This is a genomic window from Microcoleus sp. SVA1B4, assembly GCF_036700545.1.
Classification (GTDB): Bacteria; Cyanobacteriota; Cyanobacteriia; order Cyanobacteriales; family Microcoleaceae; genus Microcoleus.
Map to the genome: position 1 here is coordinate 1 of NZ_JAUBPB010000071.1, position 16,398 is coordinate 16,398.

Genomic DNA, 16,398 nt, shown 5'->3' on the forward strand with positions numbered 1-16,398 from the left:
GGCGGAAGGGCTGTGGTGACGTTTACAGGTAGGTCGGTAAAACTCAAAGACGGAATGTTGAGATTTCCCCTAGGCAGCAAGGTCAAAGTGTGGTTTGGTCTAGATGCGTTTTACTTGCCCATGCCATCTAATCTTGATTTCAAGGCTATTCGGGAATATCGCATTCTTCCTCGAAACGGCTGTTTCTACCTAGAGTTTGTCTACAAAACTACTGAAGTCCAATCAGATGTAGATATTGCCAGATGCTTGATGATTGACCACGGCGTAGATAATTGGCTAACTTGTGTGAGCAACGTTGGTACAAGTTTTATAGTTGATGGCAAGCACATAAAGTCTCTCAATCAAGGTTACAACAAGCAAGTTGCATTTTTGATGAAGGGGAAAGCTAACGGGTTTTGGTCTAAAAAACTTGCCAGCGTAACCGAGAGACGAAATCGTCAGATGCGAGATGCCGTCAACAAGGCAGCCAAAAAGGTGATTAATCATTGTTTGAACAATCAAATAGGAACCGTTGTATTTGGCTGGAACAAAGGACAAAAAAAGTCTGCCAACATGGGAAGCAAAACTAATCAAAAGTTTGTGCAGATTCCTACGGGCAGACTGAAGGATAGAATTGGTCAATTGTGTGAGCAGTACGGCTTAAGATTTCTGGAGACTGAAGAATCGTATTCCTCAAAGGCTTCATTCGTTGATAATGATTTGCTACCTACATTCGGCGAGAAACCCGAAGGGTGGCTTCCATCTGGTAAACGAATTAAGCGTGGCTTGTATCGAACAGCTCAAGGTTGGTTGATCAATGCAGATTGCAACGGTTGTGGCAATATTGGTAGAAAAGTAGCGGTAATGCTTGGACTTGATCTAAGCGGAATCAGTAGGGGCGAATTGTCAGCGCCTTTAAGACATAAATTATGGGCTTAAGAATCCCTGTCGCTTCAGCGCAGGGAGTGTCAATAGACTAGGACTTACGCAAACAACCCAGTTTCTGCTTAGAATATTGGGTTTGGCAGCGAGGAATTAACAAGGAAACCGGGTTTTTGGTCCCCCGCACGTAAGTCCAGCAGACAAATCCGTGATGAAAGGCAGTTACAGAACTTACCCAGACTATGACCAAAATCAAACTCAAAATTCTGACTGCAGCGATAATGCTACTCCCATTTTGCGCCGCACTTCCCTTACAAGCTCAAAATCTGTCTCTAGTAAAGCGGCTGCTAGAAACCAGAGGATGTCCCGGATGCGACTTATTTGGCGCTTCCTTGAGCCGTGCAGATTTGTTTGGCGCTTCCTTGAGCCGCGCCACTCTCAGCAGGGCCGACTTAGTTGATGCCGACTTGACTGCGGCTGACTTAATGGAAGCTAATTTAAACAACGCCAACATGAGAAACGCCTTTTTGGCTGACGCCGACCTCAGCAAAGCCGACATGAGCAGGGCCGACATCAGGGGAGCCAACTTAGAAAATGCCAACCTCAGCGAGAGTTTTCTGCGAGACGCATCCCTCCAGTTGGCTAACTTAAAATGCAGTAATTTGAGCGCCGCTAAACTAACTCGAACCGACCTGAGAAATGCAGATTTAAGCGGTGCAAATCTCAGGGGTGCAGACCTCAAAGAAGCCGATTTAAGCGGTGCAAATCTCAGCGGTGCAGACCTGAGAAATGCCGACTTGAGGGATGCGAGATTGAACAAAGCTAATCTCATAGATGCCAATCTCTGCGGCGCCCGGATGCCGGACAGAAAAACCTCTCGGCGAGGCTGCGAAGTTAAGAAAGAACAAGCTATAAACACGAACAATTACTGCAATTATTGCTATGCCTTGAATGACTGGTGGCTGAATGTATTAAGGTTATACTAAGCGATATCATCGGGATAACTGCTCCGCTTTAGATATCTACTGTTAGAAGTGCGAGCAGGCGGTACAGATATCAAACTTAACCTGTTACCGCCAAGAGCTTTTATCTACTGTGAAGAACCTAAAAATTGGCTCAGTATTTGCAGATATTCTGTGCCCCCGATCTGTGCCACATTATTGTGACCTCCATCAGGAACTATATACAACTGTTTGGGTTCAGGTGCTGCATCAAACAGTTTTTTGGTCATTTCCACTGGAACTACATTGTCAGCAGCCCCGTGAATAAACAGCACGGGCATTTGCAGCCGATCGACTTTTGAAAGAGAATCAAACCGCTGTGTCAGTAAAACATCTATCGGAAACATCCAAAACAGCCCTTTTTGGAAATTCACCATCGCCCGCGTCGAAGTAAAAGAGCCTTCTACAATTACCCCTGCTGCCTCCGGGTGACGCAAGGCTAGATCGATCGCGATCGCCCCTCCCAAAGAATGACCGTAGAGATAAATTTGATTCGGGTTAATCCCCCGCTGTTTCACCAAATAATCCCAAGCAAGTTGAGCATCCTCATAAACCTGAGATTCACTCGGAAAATCGCCCTGGCTTTTGCCATAACCACGATAATCCATCACAAATACCGACAAACCTAACCCATGAAATCGATAAGCGTGTTCGACATTTGATCCCACATTTGAAGCATTGCCGTGCAGGTACAAAACTACCTTCCCTAACCCCAGGGCGGTTTCATTCTTGGTAGGGGCCGTGCCCCCGTGCCGGCCCTTTTTGCCAGAAACCCCCATTCGATGGTTGGTGGCGGGGGTAGGCACGGGGGCACTACCCCTACAAAAACCTCGTTTTTGGTGAGAATCAAACAGCCCGGCCCCTAACCCCCCCTTGTTAAGGGGGGGAACCGGAGCGACTGCCGGTCTCTCACTTTGCGGGGACGTTCCGACTCCTCTAGCTCCCCCCCTTGGCAAGGGGGGGCTGGGGGGGGTATCCGAGTCTCCGGTGTTAACAGAGGGAACAGCCTCCCCCTTTCTTGCTCCACCCCTAGCTTCGGGGGGGCTGGGGGGATTTTCCGAGGCAGGAATCCACCACCCGTGCACGCTGTCCACCGCGCCTGTTTTAGTTGGAATTGGCAGCCAGACATCTTGATATTGCAACTGAAAATCATCTGGCGTAGTTTCGATCGCCCGCGCCGGAAAAAAGATAAACTTACCTTGCGCTACAAAGAGGAATACACAAGCAGCAGAATAAGCAACGGCCAAAACTATCCCAAAAGCTATTAGCGATTTAGACAAAAGGAATACTAGCAAATTGTTCATAGATAGAGCACGCGGGAAATTAGAGATCGCTCAAAAGCTAATGGCAAATTATTAATTCAGACAATTAGCCAAGATCGATTACTAACTTCCGCCACCGTATTCCGCCGATTTCCAAAAATTAATGCAATTCGGGGTGGTGTAAGTGCCAATTCGTAGACTGTTCGTAAGCGTGAGCCACCTGAAACAACCGAGATTCTTGCAAAACATTACCAATCAGTTGTATACCCACGGGCAGTCCTTTATCATCAAATCCGCAGGGCAAACTCAAAGCTGGCAAACCAGCAAGATTCACGGGAATAGTCATCAAATCTGACAAATACATACTCAGGGGATCATTGAATTTTTCGCCTGCCTTAAATGCGGTAGTAGGAGCAGTGGGACAGACTAAAACATCAACTTGAGAAAAAGCTTTTTCAAAGTCTTCTTTAATCAAAGTCCGAACTTTTTGAGCTTTTAGATAATAGGCATCGTAATATCCAGCCGACAATACGTAAGTGCCGATCGCAATCCGGCGTTTAACTTCCGCACCGAACCCTTGAGAGCGGGTTTTGGCATACATATCCAAAAGATTATCGGGGTCTGGAGACCGGAAACCGTACTTAACTCCATCATATCGCGCCAAATTTGCCGAAGCTTCCGAGGGAGCAATGATGTAGTAAGTGGGCAAACCGTAGCGGAACCGGGGACAAGAAATGACTTGAATTTCTGCGCCCAATTGTTGAAATTGCTCGATCGCCTTAGTAACAGCGTCTTTAACCCCCGAGTCCAGCCCTACACCAAAAGTTTCTTTAATTACACCAATTCTAATCTGACCCTTCGGTCGCAAACTGGGTCTTAAAGCTTGAGCGTAGTCAGGAATTGGGACATTAAGACTCGTGGAATCTCTCGGATCATAACCGGCGATCGCCCCCAACAAAATCGCCGAATCCTCAACAGTCCGGCCAAAGGGCCCGATTTGATCGAGAGAAGAAGCATAGGCCACCAAACCGTAGCGAGAAACCAACCCATAAGTCGGTTTCAGCCCCACCAAACCGCAAAAAGCAGCAGGTTGGCGGATTGATCCCCCAGTATCCGAACCCAAACTCACGACGCATTCTCCAGCGGCTACCGCTGCGGCAGAACCGCCAGAAGACCCGCCGGGTACGCGCTCCAAGTCCCACGGATTCGCGGTAACTTGATAGGCAGAAGTTTCTGTCGAGCTCCCCATTGCAAACTCGTCCATATTCGCCTTACCCACAATCACCGCACCGGCTGCTTGGAGTTTGGAGACGACGGTGGCATCGTAGGGAGGCACAAAATTCTCCAAAATCCGAGAGGCGCAGGTTGTGGGAACGCCCTCGGTGCACATATTATCTTTAACGGCGATCGGGATGCCGGCCAACAGGCCAATTTGCTCTCCGGCTGCGATTTGGGCATCCACTTTATGGGCCTGCGCCAGTGCGCTGTCTGCTGTCACGCACAGAAAGCTTTTCAACTTCGGCTCTAGCTGGGTAATTCGGTCTAATGCTTCTTGAGTAATTTCCACAGCAGAGCGTTCTTTATTGACCAGTTGTCGGTGCAACTCGCGGATGGATGCCATGCTCGTACCTTTATCATTTCTACTTTGAGACAATACAGTTAATATAACTGGCAATTGTACCTGCTTACAGCCCGAAGGTAAAGTCGGCTATTTTTGTGGCGAAAGTTCGAGCCTCGAAGAGGGTTCCGCTAACGCGCGATCAGTCATTTTATCTACAATAGATTAAATTCCCCAAATCCCACCGAACACAAAATAGCGATCGAGTTTTTTACCTCATCTTTTAACAAACCAAGAATGCAACTGTATCAAAACTTATGCAAAAAGTGGTTTGACTCGATATTTATATAAGTAAGGGGGAAAGTGGGCAATCCGGCCTCTACATAATTAGGTTCTGCCTCCAAGAATGTGTATGCAATATCACAATCATTAGGAAATCAGTCCTTCCAAATTCTGTAATCTAAATTCTAAAATATTAGAGCCCAGCTTCTCTTCGATGCAACCCATAATTCATGGTAGAAAAAGAGGGCATAAAAAATCCACTAATACCAGATTATGACTGCTTTATTGCGGGAATCTTCAGACAATACTATTTCTTTATTAATAATACTTACCAGTTTTGTTAGATATGATTATTTTGAAAAGCATAGTTGGAAGCATATAAAGCTGATTTATGACGAGAGGAATGGCGCCCTGAAAATCCATAAATAAATGAACTGAGAATAGAAGATTCTGATAATAAAGTATTAGATTAGGGCGGTCGATACCCTAATAATTAGGACCAGATTATGAAGAACACTTTTTTAGTCAAAAATGACTGAAAGTTATCAGTCATCTGAGTGATTTAATGGCGGCTGCGCGATCGAAGAAAATAGTAATCGACCTTTTCCGATCCACGCCCATTGTACTAGAGCTCAAAAAGCCTGTCAGAAATCTGGGGTTCACAAAAAAGCTCGAAACACTCACCGCCACACCGAGGTCTTTTGTTGCGCGCACCTGCAAAAAAAACATCAGTCCTTCCTCAAGTGCGACTAGCTGCGTGCCTCTGTGGCAAAAAAAGCTACTTATTTGCCCGAACGATCCCCAGGAAAATAATTTCATCCGGAATTATCCCCAAAACCAAAGATATATGGTAAGAAGTTCCCGATGCCCCGTTGGAGGAATGCCACCTAAAGCTCACTTAGAATCCCACCTGACGGCAGAGGAACTCAAAATTCGCTACCGGCAGGCACAAAACACCACAGAGTCGCGCCGCTGGCACTTGCTGCTGTTAGTTTCCAGAAATTGGACTATCAAACAAGCAGCCCAAGTCGTAGGCCTCAACTACGACTACGCCAAAGAAATTGTCCAGCGCTATAACCGAGAAGGGCCTAACTCTGTGAGAAATCGCAGCGGAGACCGCCAGCCCCCTCCTGCAAAATCCTTGCTGAATCCAGAACAGCAAGAAGAACTGCGACAAGCGCTGCAAGGCCCCGCCCCCGACGGCGGAGACTGGACAGGCCCCAAAGTCGCTCGCTGGATTGCCGAAAAGATTGGTAGCGATCATGTCTGGCCCCAACGTGGCTGGGATTACCTCAAGCGGTTGGGTGCTGACTGGCGACGGCGGCGCAGAAAGTAGATAGTTCGCAATATTTAGAGGGGGTTGATTGCCTTCGTGCGATCGCTCCCTTTATTTTGGTTATTTTGCCACATTGGCGCGATCAAAACCATTTTAGATTTTAGATTTTAGATTTTAGATTGAAGAACAAATCTAAAATCTAAAACCCTTTGACTGATGTAACAATAGCTGCTTATATAGAATTTGGTTGTGTTGAGGATGTTAAATATGCCAGAACTCAGGCGTTTTTTGTCGATCGCCAACAAGATGGCGGCAGTAGTAGCCGGCATTGGACTGGTTCAGATGTTAACCATCGCAAGTTCATTCTCTCAATCATCTAACCCGCGTTCCCTAGACGAACTCTACAAAATTCGCGATGGGCTAATTGCCGAATTAGAACAACCCTCATCTCCCTCCCCAGAACCAAGCATCCTCTCCGGCTTAGTTCCCTTCGCAGCCGCCAATCCTCAAGAACAACTGCTACAGCAGTTGCAAGCGGTGGAAGCTCAAATATTAGTAGAACAGAGGGCTAAGGACAACTTACAGCAAGCAGTCCGTTTAGCCAACAGAGCCGTAGAAACTAAAGGGCAGCAAAATAAGTCGATCGAATCTTCGCAGCAAACTCAATTTTTCTGGCATCAAGCCCTCAACAACTTGCAGGAAGTTCCTCAAAATTCATTTTTAGCTTCCGTCACTGCCTCAAAAACTCAAGAATACCGGGGAAATTTAACAGCAGCAACCTCTCAAGTGCAGCAAGCAAAATCTGATTTGTTGGGTGCGCTCGCCCGAGAAAGCGGTTTGTCGGCTCAAGCTTCGATCGGTATTTGCAACCTTTCTAGAGAATGCGTAAACCTCCGGGGCGATGTGCCTCCTGCCAGTCCAGCCAGCTTAATTAAACTGCCGATTGCTGTCGCCCTGATGCAAAAAGTCGAAAAAGAAAAAATTAGTCTGAACCAGGAAGTATTAGTCACTCGCGGTAATTTCACCGAAGACGCATCGGCAAAGATTAGGTCTAATCGCAATTACCCGCTACAGCTACTGTTAGAAGAAATGATCTATCGCAGCAGCAATATCGCCACCAATCAACTAATCGATTATTTAGGTTCGGATTACATCAATCAATATTTAGATAATAGCGGCTACGAAGTCACCCGCGTCAACTTCAAATTAATGGGGGAAAGAATTATGCCCTCCAACCCCGGTTCTGGTCGCAACCGCGTGACTGCTAACGAACTCACCGAAATGATGGTGCAAATTTACAACGGCGAAACACCCGGTGCTAAACTGTTAATAGAAACTCTCAACCGCCAGTACGATCACGCTCTGGGATTTGCCGCCTTGGAAGGAACTAAAGCTCAGTGGTTGGGGGAAAAAACCGGTCAAAATTCCTGGGTACTCGGCACAACTTTAGCGATGAGCATTGACGACGAGGCCTATGTGATTACTGTGATTGACAGCCGCAGCGGCGAGCTACAAATGCGCCAGTCTATTTCTAAAATTGCCGATTACATGGTCCGAAACCCCAGCTTTTAACCGCTGGAATATAAAATTTATAGCGGGGACAACGCACCGCCCAAACAGTTAAAAAATGCCGCATCAACAACTCAGTGTTTCCGTCAAAGGCAAAGGGTTTCCTATTCTTTGCTTGCACGGCCATCCAGGTTCCGGCGATTGTATGTCGGTATTCACAGAACACCTATCAAAACGCTTCCAAACCATCGCCCCAGACTTGCGCGGATACGGCAACAGCCGCACCTCAACTTTCTTTGAAATGACCGATCATCTGGTCGATTTAGAAGCACTATTAGACAGATTAGGAGTCGATCGGTGTTTGGTGATCGGATGGTCTTTGGGAGGGATTTTAGCCCTGGAATTAGCCATGAAATATCCCCAGCGAGTCACCGGTTTGATTGTACTCGCATCCGCAGCCAAACCGCGAGGAAGTCACCCTCCCATCTCTTGGCAAGATAACCTTTACACTGGTTTAGCCGGAATTATCAATTGGGTGATACCGGGTTGGCAGTGGAATATTGATACTTTTGCGAGGCGATCGCTCTTTCGCTACTTGATACAGCAGCATACAGCCACCCCTTACCGCTACTTAGCACAGGCAGGTACCCCCGCCTACCTCAAGACTTCCAACACGGCCACCAAGGCGTTAAATACCGCTCTGAGGGCTGGATACGATCGACTGATGCACCTGGGCGAGATTCAATGTCCCAGCTTGGTGTTGGCCGGAGAAGGCGATCGGCACATCACCTCAGCATCCAGTTTAGAAACCGCCCGCCACCTCCACGATTGTCAGTGGCAGTGCTATCCCAATACAGCCCACTTGTTCCCTTGGGAAATTCCCGATCGGGTACTCGCAGACATCGATCGTTGGATAGAGAGTCACCCCGAAGCAGTTGGCAATTGCTAGTCTTAAGTTTGGAGTGTGTCAGAAGCAATTAATCACCCAACACTCAACTGTTTTGAAGTTACAACTGACAACTCAAAACCGCACAGCGTTGCGAGGGAAGCGTAGGCCTCTCAAAACTCAAAATTCCCCTGCTTCTACTGACCGCTCAAAACCGGCCACAGCCCTCCATCACCAAGCTTTCCCAAATCTTCTGCAACCGTCAAAGTAATTGGTTTGCAGCGGTGAATCGAAACACTAACACCTTCTGCCCCTTCATTTTCTATGTCTTCTACATATCCTGCTTTTGCAGTTGCCGCCTCTGCCTGGGTTAAGAACGGGCCAAAATAGTAAATGCACCGCGGCGCTGAAGTTTTAACTTCAACCCACCAAGCCAATCCGAAAAAGTTGAGCAAGCTAATCAAGAATTCTTTCATCTGCTTTTCTTCTAATGTATTTGACGGTGTTTTCAGGGTGCTGCGAACACGCCTAGGCTTTTGTTATTTACACGTGGCTGACTGCTGCCAAGAACCGCTCCAAACCTATTTAAATATATCTAAATAGATTTGTGTCGAATTCCTGTTTGAACCTAGGGGCTAGGCTTCTTCTACTTTCGCCTGAACAAGTAACGACAGTCGATCGACTATCCTTACTTGTTCCGGGTGTCGTGCCACTCCATGCTGGGCGGCATTGACAATAAACTACTCTGTTGTGCTCTTTTTTTCAACCACCTTTACGATCCGTGTACGTGAAACTTTTTGGGCCCGCGCTGACGGTAAATTTCGTATAAAGCCATCCCTGTTGCTACCGAGACATTCAGGCTAGGAGTCTGGCCCCTTAAAGGAATTGAAACTAATCCGTCACATCCGCGCTGTATCAAAAGGCTCAAACCGTCAGCCTCACCACCCACCACTAAAACAGTCGGCCCGGAGAACTTGACTGTCTCTATAGATTGACCGACGCCTGCGGCAGTGCCATAAATCCAGAATCCAGCCTCTTTGAGTTCTTCCAGCGCCCGGTTAAGATTGACAACCCTCGCCACGGGCAGGCTTTCCAATGCCCCTGCTGCCACTTTTCTCACTGCTGAGGTAATCCCAACCGCCCGCCGCTGCGGAATCACCATGCCCTGAGATCCCAATGCTTCTGCGGTGCGAATAATCGCCCCTAGATTGTGCGGGTCGTTGAGTCCTTCTGCTACCACAATTACTGGATCTTCGCAAGCAGACTTAGCCTTTGCGATCAGTTCGCTCAAATCCAGGTATTCGTAGGCTGATACTTGAGCCGCTACGCCTTGGTGGTTTGCTTTGCGCGTGATGTAGTCGAGGCGCAAATCGTCAACTTCGTCAATGATGCTGCCGTTGGCTTTGGCTTCGGTTAGCAAGCTGTGAAAGCGGGGATCGTAGCGCAGGTGAGGGACAACCCAGATCCGGTTGAGGACTTGGTTTGTTTCTAAAGCTGCTTGCACCGCATGGCGGCCGTAAATCATGTCGTCTGTGTCTGCGTCTGGTTGCACGACTGTATTTGAGGCACTGTCAACAGGGCGAGTGTCTCTGTCTTTGTCTCTGTCTCTGAAATGGTTGCCCCGGAATTCCTGCGGGCTATTGTCTTTGTCTCTGTCTTTGTAATAATTGCCCCTGGATTCCTGCGGGCTGCTGTCTCTGTTTCTGTCTCGGAAATTGTTGCGGGCAGGCTGGGGGCTGCTGTCTCTGTCTCTGTCTCTGTCTCGGAAATTGTTGCGGGCAGGCTGGGGGCTGCTGTCTCTGTCTCTGTCTCGGAAATTGTTGCGGGCAGGCTGGGGGCTGCTATCTCTGTCTCTGTCTTGGTAATAATTGCCCCTGGATTCCTGCGGGCTGCTGTCTCTGTCTTTGAAATGATTATTTCTGCGAATTTCCGGTTGGCTGTCGGAATCGACTCTCCGTTTGAAAATTGCTCTCACGGGCATTTCTCGAGATTGTGGGGCGAAGGTCGATCGCTTTTGAGGGGCGTCTACTCCGCGAGTGTCGGGACGGGGCTTGCGTTCAAAGCGGGGAGAGGATGGTTGTGAGTCCTGACGGCGGCCTTCGCTTTTGAATGGCTTACTGTCGGAATTCGATCGCGAAAAGTTTGGTTTGGTAAATTTTCTCATTGGTTTCTTGTGGTCAAAATGTTTGGGCTGAAGGCTAGTCGATTGTAGATTGTAGATGTGAGATTCTTGATTGAGGGAGCAATCTTTGGACTTTGAGATTTGAGATAGTCTAGCGAGGGAGCAAGGATTTTGCTGTGTTCAAATTGCTAGTTAATAACTGATAAATCCTGTTTTGCCGATCGAGATTTTTGCGGTTTTATGTTAGCCGTGCCAGGATGGTTAATTACTCCCTCCCCATTCCCAACTCTTAACTGCTAAATCCTTTAAGTCTCAAGTTCTAAAAGTGCCAGAATCTCGGTCAATCTTTCGGGATCGGTGAGATACAAATATCCGATCAAAGTTTCTAAGCTGCTGGCTTGTTGGTATATCTCTGGATCTGCTCGCTTAGAACGGCCCGCTGCAGCATTGCGGCCGCGCTTGACAATTGCTAATTCTGTACTGTTCAAGTAAGGAGAGAGCGATCGCAAATGACGCGCTTGAGTTTCGGCTCGTACTTGCCCCACCACCAATTCGTGATAAGCTTGCAATCTTCTGGGCGGGACTAAGTACGAACTCCGAATGTAGAGTTCGTACACTGCATCTCCCAAATATGCCCAGGCTGCGGGCGAAATTCTTTCTATTTCTGCTGGTGTAGCCCTCGCAGGATGCACTCGATTTAAACTGATATCCGTCAGACTCAGTTTGAGTCCGTCATCTGCGATCGGCGACATACTTTTTTAAATAAAACTTCCGCACAGCTTGGTTTTTCTAGTTACTTACTTATTTCGTCTTTCGTCACTTCCGCAATTATAGCTTTTACAGGACTGTTCGCTCTCAGAGCACGAAGCGAGATATATAGGCAAAGCTTGGCGCGACGATCGCACTCCTAAAAAAGGCTTTTTACCAAATCGGGATGCTCTAATTTTTGTACCATTTTTCCGCGTGTTTGCCACACATATTTTACTGCCCCTCCACCGAAACTCTAGGCATCGGGGAAATAGCCGATGGCGCGTGTCGCAGCTTCTGGGAAAATCGATATTGTTTTACCCGCACAAAAATAAAAATTTGCTATCCAGCGTTGAGAACCGGATAGCTAATTTAATTCACTTTGGCGTCAAGCATCCTTGACGTTTTTTACCGCCTCATCAACCGAAGGCTGCAAAGACAAAAATTTCTCTAAGCGAACCAGTTTAACAGTCTGAGTTACGCGGGGATTTGAGACAATTTGCAATGTCCCTTCCAAGGTTTGGGCTTTTTTGACAAGCTGCACAAGTGCGCCCAAGCCTGAACTATCCACAAAGTCTATCTGAGACAAGTCCAAAATTACGTGTTTTGGGCCCTCGTCAATACATTTGCTTATTACCTTCCGAAAAGTGGCCTCAGAAAAAGCGTCCAGCAGGCCCGTCAAGCGAAATAACTGATAGTTATTCTTGACTTCGCGAGTGCCTCTGAGGCTAACGGTCAGGGTCAATGACTCAGAAATGACACCCTCCTAGCTAGATATGGCTTAAAGTCGAGGCTTCATTATAGGAGTTTTTTGGTCTTTTGTCTACAGTTTTTTAGTTATTAGTCATTAGTCGTTAGCCATTAGTCAGAAGCGATCGACACAAACAGCCTCTGATGGCTACTGACTAATGACTGCTGACTGCTGACTGCTGACTACTTACTGCTGGCTACTTTCTGATTGTCTCGCATTGACTGCACGAATCGATCGAATAAATAGTCGGCGTCGTGCGGGCCCGGACTGGCTTCGGGGTGGTATTGCACTGAAAACAGCGGCAGAGTTTTATGCTTCAATCCGGCTACGGTGCGATCGTTCAAATTGAGATGAGTAATCTCTACTTCGGGGGCTAGGGAATCGGGGTCGATCGCAAAACCATGATTTTGGCTAGTAATTTCTACTTGCTGAGTTAAACCCGCTGGATGATTCAATCCCCGATGGCCGAACTTAAGTTTAAAAGTTTCTGCACCCAAGGAAAGTCCCAAAATTTGGTGTCCCATGCAGATGCCGAATACGGGTTTGTCCGACTTTAACAAAGCTTTCGCAGTCGCGATCCCTTCCGTTACCGCCGCCGGATCTCCGGGGCCGTTGGACAGAAAAATGCCGTCCGGGTTGTATTTGAGGATTTCCTCCGGCGACGTGTCAGCGGGGACAACGATGACCCGACACCCGTAACTCGCCAGACGCCGCAGGATGTTGCGCTTGATCCCAAAGTCTAGCGCTACCACCGTCCACATTTGGCCTTCTTCAGGTTTGACTGTAGGACTGAACTCCCAAACCGAGTCCGTGGCTTCAGACCACTCGTAAACCTTGCGGGTGGTGACTTCCTGGACCAGATTCAGCCCGTCCATGCTGGGGGCATCTTGCACGAGTTCCAAAAGCTCTGCCTGGTCGAGAATCGTGGTCGAAATGCCACCGTTGATCGCTCCCACCGTGCGAATTTTGCGAGTGAGGGCGCGGGTGTCGATCCCGTAAATTCCGGGGATATCGTACTGTTTCAGATAGTCTTGCAGAGATTGTGAGCAGCGCCAGTTGCTGGGGCGGCTGCATACGTTCCGGGCGATCGCACCCCGAATTTGCGGGCGCGAGGATTCTTCGTCTTCAAGATTTACCCCGGTATTGCCCAATTCTGGATAAGTAAAAGTGACAATTTGACCGCAATAGCTGGGATCGGTCAATACTTCTTGGTAGCCCGTCATTCCAGTATTAAATACTACCTCGCCAACGACGGTGGCGTCAGCGCCAAACGACCAGCCGCGGTAAGCAGTACCGTCAGCCAGGACTAGGAGAGCGGGTTGTGCAGTTGAAAGTGACATGGCATCCTTAATTACTTTCGTTTGGTTTAATTCTTACCACTGCCAGGGATTTGATGCTAGTCGGCAATGTACAGATATTATTTTAATTTGTGCCAGGGTTCGCAAAACCAAGGCACTTATGCCGGAGATAATCAACAAGCAGCCATACAGCCGTTCTCAATCTTGGTGAGGTATGCCCTATGCCCACGGAGGCCTATGCCCTATGCCCACGGAGGCCTATGCCCTAGGCCCGCTTATCAAGGGCTATAAGGAATGAGAATTAAATAACTTCCACTCTTGAAAGTGGGATGGGCGTCCCGCCCGTCCACTCATGACGGGCGGGACGCCCATCCCACAATAAGCTGTCACGCATTTAAATTGCATATTCAGGGCGGGCTAGACGGCCCACCCCACAAGAATTAGATTGTTTTTTGACATTCTATTTAAATGCACAACAGCTTAACAATTAAAATTGTAAGTTATTTAATTCGCGATCCTAAGTGCAAATTCTTCATCTCCCCCTGCGCCAGCAATTTATCTGCCAGCAGCTTAGGAGGCGGGCGGAAATTCTATATCTATACCAAAAGGCAGTTGTCGCTGTTACGATCGAGCTAAAGCGTTTAATCAAACTATGGCCAGCAAATCTCCCTTGCCTTTACTCTCAAACTCAAAAAAGCCTCTACCGATCCCTCAAAACCTGCGCCCACCTTTACTGGTTTTAGCAGGGGTTATTTCTCTAAGCAGTTCAATTTTACTAGGAAGTGTTGCCAACTCCTCGCCAGCCGTGGCTCAAGAAAGTGAGGGATGCTTCATGCGGAGCTCGTCAGGGCGAACCCTCAACCTCAGCCAATCAGTCTGCGGTTTTCTCCCCGAAGCATTGACGCCCACCACTTCGGCGGCGGCAAAGTCGGGAGTGTTTCAGGCAAAAATCAAACGCCGAGCAGCTAATATCCCGGTCATAGAAGTCACGTTTAACGGCAAACAAAAGTTCGAGATGATGGTAGATTCTGGAGCTAGTGGCACAGTAATTACACCAGCAATGGCTAAAGCCTTGGGCGTTGTTCTCCAGGGAACAGTGCAAGCACAAACTCCCAACGGAGTGGCTACTTTTCCCCTCGGTCGCCTGAGTTCTATGGAAGCAGGTGGTCTAGCGGTTAACAATGTAGTTGTTGCCATCTCGCCATCCCTAGATATCGGACTGTTGGGTCACGACTTTTTTGGTAATAAAGATGTGACTATTAAGCAAGATGTCATTGAATTTCGATCGCGGTCTTAAACAGAAGTCAGCAGTTAGGATCGCGAATTAAATAACTTACAATTTTAATTGTTATTGTGGGATGGGCGTCCCGCCCGTCCACTCATGACGGGCGGGACGCCCATCCCACTTTCAAGAGTGAAAGTTATTTAATTCTCATTCCTTAGTTGTTATTTGTTAGTTGTTATTTGTTATTGATTACTGGTTATTTATAGCAACTGCTTTCCTAACAACTACCAACTGCTTTCGGGTCAACTAACAACTAATATCATGTCCGATCGATCGCGCATCATACATAGTCGAAGCGGGTTTTTGAGATTGTCGGTTTTTGGCGACTATTGCTGGTGAACCCGCCCATACAGGAATCACGGTCAATCGACAGAACATGATATAACAACTGTCAACTGCCAACTCCCAAATCCCAACTCCCAACTGACAACTGACTTCATTTCAAAAACTCAATTAACTGCTGCAACTTCAACCAAGATTCACCGCTCAATAAAATGTCCTTAGCCATAGAAACTCCTGCTGCGTGAGAACCCATAGGAATTGCGCCTCCCACCTGAAAAGCCAAAGACGCATTCAAAGCTACAACATCCATTTGTGCGGGCGTACCTTTGCCTTGTAAAACGTTCCGCAAAATCTCGGCGTTTTCCTCAACATTTCCGCCTTTTAAGGAGCCGATCGCACTTGGTGTCAATCCTACCTTTTCCGGGTCTAAAGTAGTGAGTTCCACTTTGCCATCCGACAAAACCGCCAAATCAGTCACATCACCCAAACCCGCCTCGTCCAATTTTTCTCTGCCGTGAACGACTACAGCTAACTCAGTCCCCAACTCGCCCAAAGCTTGAGCAATAGTTGATATCAGACTAGGATCGAACACCCCGATTACCTGCCCTGTAGGGCGCATAGGATTGACAAGGGGCCCTAAAAGGTTAAAAATAGTCCGCACCTTCAAAGTGCGCCGGATCGGCGCTACAGCCTTAAGTGCGGGATGCCACCCAGGCGCAAATAAAAAGGTGATGCCCACAGAGTCTACCGCAGCTTTTACCTTCGCGGGATCGGCGTTGAGGTTGACTCCCAGTGCTTCCAACACGTCAGCAGAACCCACTTTGCTCGATGCGGAGCGATTTCCGTGTTTCGCGACTCGAACTTTGCCCGCGGCGGCCACAAAAGCTACAGCAGTGGAAATGTTAAACGTGGAAGCGCCGTCGCCGCCTGTGCCACAAGTATCAATTAATTTGAGATTGGAGATTGAGGATTTGGGATTGAAAACGCTCTCCGACTCGCCTGCAAGCGACTGAGAATGCAATACCTGAGCCATTCCTGCCAATTCTGGGGCCCAGATGCCTTTGGCTTGGATGGCCGCTAAAATGGCTCCTGAGAGGACGGGGGGAATAGCTTCGGCTAGCCATCCCTGCATCAAGTCGGCTGCTTGGGCGCGTGAGAGAGATTGTCTGTCTAATAGTTGTTGCAGGAGGGCTGGCCACACAGGAGAATCCGGCGTCTGGGTTGAAGCAGGGGATAACTCTGGCGTTGCTAGTAGAGGAGAATCTGTCATTAATATTA

At 48.0% G+C, this 16,398-nt stretch carries 14 protein-coding genes; 6 read left to right on the forward strand and 8 right to left on the reverse strand.

Annotation, left to right across the window (positions count from 1 at the left end; genetic code table 11):
- Positions 1-918: transposase (locus QT987_RS24525; RefSeq protein ID WP_333245454.1), on the forward strand; the 918-nt coding region annotated here is incomplete at its 5' end.
- Positions 919-1,103: 185 nt separating this feature from the next.
- Positions 1,104-1,847, forward strand: coding sequence for a pentapeptide repeat-containing protein (locus QT987_RS24530; protein WP_333245457.1), 744 nt, complete (start codon positions 1,104-1,106; stop codon positions 1,845-1,847).
- Positions 1,848-1,951: 104 nt separating this feature from the next.
- Here QT987_RS24530 and QT987_RS24535 read toward each other — a convergent pair whose 3' ends face one another.
- Both QT987_RS24535 and gatA read right to left on the reverse strand, forming a co-directional pair.
- A complete protein-coding gene (locus tag QT987_RS24535; RefSeq protein ID WP_333245460.1) occupies positions 1,952-3,142 on the reverse strand; it encodes an alpha/beta fold hydrolase in 1,191 nt (396 codons plus the stop codon).
- A 142-nt stretch (positions 3,143-3,284) separates the two neighbouring features.
- Positions 3,285-4,745 carry an Asp-tRNA(Asn)/Glu-tRNA(Gln) amidotransferase subunit GatA gene (gene gatA / locus QT987_RS24540; RefSeq protein ID WP_333157548.1) on the reverse strand — a complete coding sequence of 487 codons (1,461 nt, stop codon included), beginning with the start codon at positions 4,743-4,745 and terminating at the stop codon, positions 3,285-3,287.
- Between the two features lie 1,099 nt (positions 4,746-5,844).
- Here gatA and QT987_RS24545 point away from each other — a divergent pair.
- The 3 genes from QT987_RS24545 (at position 5,845) to QT987_RS24555 (ending at position 8,698) form a co-directional block, all read left to right on the forward strand.
- Positions 5,845-6,300 carry a helix-turn-helix domain-containing protein gene (locus QT987_RS24545; protein WP_333082743.1) on the forward strand — a complete coding sequence of 152 codons (456 nt, stop codon included), beginning with the start codon at positions 5,845-5,847 and terminating at the stop codon, positions 6,298-6,300.
- Between the two features lie 207 nt (positions 6,301-6,507).
- A complete protein-coding gene (locus tag QT987_RS24550) occupies positions 6,508-7,812 on the forward strand; it encodes a serine hydrolase (protein WP_333245464.1) in 1,305 nt (434 codons plus the stop codon).
- A 55-nt stretch (positions 7,813-7,867) separates the two neighbouring features.
- The gene (locus tag QT987_RS24555; protein WP_333245467.1) at positions 7,868-8,698 is read left to right on the forward strand and encodes an alpha/beta hydrolase; all 831 of its coding nucleotides are present in this window, start codon (positions 7,868-7,870) and stop codon (positions 8,696-8,698) included.
- A 134-nt stretch (positions 8,699-8,832) separates the two neighbouring features.
- On the opposite strand, the gene QT987_RS24560 is transcribed toward QT987_RS24555, so the two are convergent.
- From QT987_RS24560 to carA, 5 genes are all read right to left on the reverse strand, one after another.
- Positions 8,833-9,111, reverse strand: coding sequence for a DUF1816 domain-containing protein (locus QT987_RS24560; RefSeq protein ID WP_333057159.1), 279 nt, complete (start codon positions 9,109-9,111; stop codon positions 8,833-8,835).
- 296 nt (positions 9,112-9,407) lie between these two features.
- Positions 9,408-10,799, reverse strand: a complete 1,392-nt coding sequence (gene rlmB / locus QT987_RS24565) for a 23S rRNA (guanosine(2251)-2'-O)-methyltransferase RlmB (RefSeq protein ID WP_333245470.1) — start codon at positions 10,797-10,799, stop codon at positions 9,408-9,410.
- Positions 10,800-11,062: 263 nt separating this feature from the next.
- Complete coding sequence (locus tag QT987_RS24570) at positions 11,063-11,509, reverse strand: ribonuclease III domain-containing protein (protein ID WP_333057156.1); 447 nt, start codon at positions 11,507-11,509, stop codon at positions 11,063-11,065.
- 383 nt (positions 11,510-11,892) lie between these two features.
- Positions 11,893-12,249: an STAS domain-containing protein gene (locus tag QT987_RS24575; RefSeq protein ID WP_333037230.1), complete on the reverse strand. Its 357-nt coding sequence runs from the start codon at positions 12,247-12,249 to the stop codon at positions 11,893-11,895.
- 188 nt (positions 12,250-12,437) lie between these two features.
- Positions 12,438-13,595: a glutamine-hydrolyzing carbamoyl-phosphate synthase small subunit gene (gene carA / locus QT987_RS24580; RefSeq protein WP_333233603.1), complete on the reverse strand. Its 1,158-nt coding sequence runs from the start codon at positions 13,593-13,595 to the stop codon at positions 12,438-12,440.
- Between the two features lie 790 nt (positions 13,596-14,385).
- Here carA and QT987_RS24585 point away from each other — a divergent pair.
- Positions 14,386-14,850: a retropepsin-like aspartic protease gene (locus QT987_RS24585; RefSeq protein WP_333233602.1), complete on the forward strand. Its 465-nt coding sequence runs from the start codon at positions 14,386-14,388 to the stop codon at positions 14,848-14,850.
- 424 nt (positions 14,851-15,274) lie between these two features.
- Here the strand turns inward: QT987_RS24585 and trpD are convergent, their stop codons facing one another.
- A complete protein-coding gene (trpD, locus tag QT987_RS24590) occupies positions 15,275-16,390 on the reverse strand; it encodes an anthranilate phosphoribosyltransferase (RefSeq protein WP_333058292.1) in 1,116 nt (371 codons plus the stop codon).
- Between the last annotated feature and the right edge of the window lie 8 nt (positions 16,391-16,398).

Bases quoted from the DNA above. Each gene is read 5' to 3' on its own strand.
- QT987_RS24555 (WP_333245467.1), top strand. From the start codon at position 7,868: ATGCCGCATCAACAACTCAGTGTTTCCGTCAAAGGCAAAGGGTTTCCT.
- carA (WP_333233603.1), bottom strand. From the start codon at position 13,595: ATGTCACTTTCAACTGCACAACCCGCTCTCCTAGTCCTGGCTGACGGT.
- QT987_RS24585 (WP_333233602.1), top strand. From the start codon at position 14,386: ATGCGGAGCTCGTCAGGGCGAACCCTCAACCTCAGCCAATCAGTCTGC.
- trpD (WP_333058292.1), bottom strand. From the start codon at position 16,390: ATGACAGATTCTCCTCTACTAGCAACGCCAGAGTTATCCCCTGCTTCA.
- QT987_RS24560 (WP_333057159.1), bottom strand. From the start codon at position 9,111: ATGAAAGAATTCTTGATTAGCTTGCTCAACTTTTTCGGATTGGCTTGG.
- QT987_RS24530 (WP_333245457.1), top strand. From the start codon at position 1,104: ATGACCAAAATCAAACTCAAAATTCTGACTGCAGCGATAATGCTACTC.
- QT987_RS24570 (WP_333057156.1), bottom strand. From the start codon at position 11,509: ATGTCGCCGATCGCAGATGACGGACTCAAACTGAGTCTGACGGATATC.
- gatA (WP_333157548.1), bottom strand. From the start codon at position 4,745: ATGGCATCCATCCGCGAGTTGCACCGACAACTGGTCAATAAAGAACGC.
- QT987_RS24545 (WP_333082743.1), top strand. From the start codon at position 5,845: ATGCCACCTAAAGCTCACTTAGAATCCCACCTGACGGCAGAGGAACTC.
- QT987_RS24550 (WP_333245464.1), top strand. From the start codon at position 6,508: ATGCCAGAACTCAGGCGTTTTTTGTCGATCGCCAACAAGATGGCGGCA.
- rlmB (WP_333245470.1), bottom strand. From the start codon at position 10,799: ATGAGAAAATTTACCAAACCAAACTTTTCGCGATCGAATTCCGACAGT.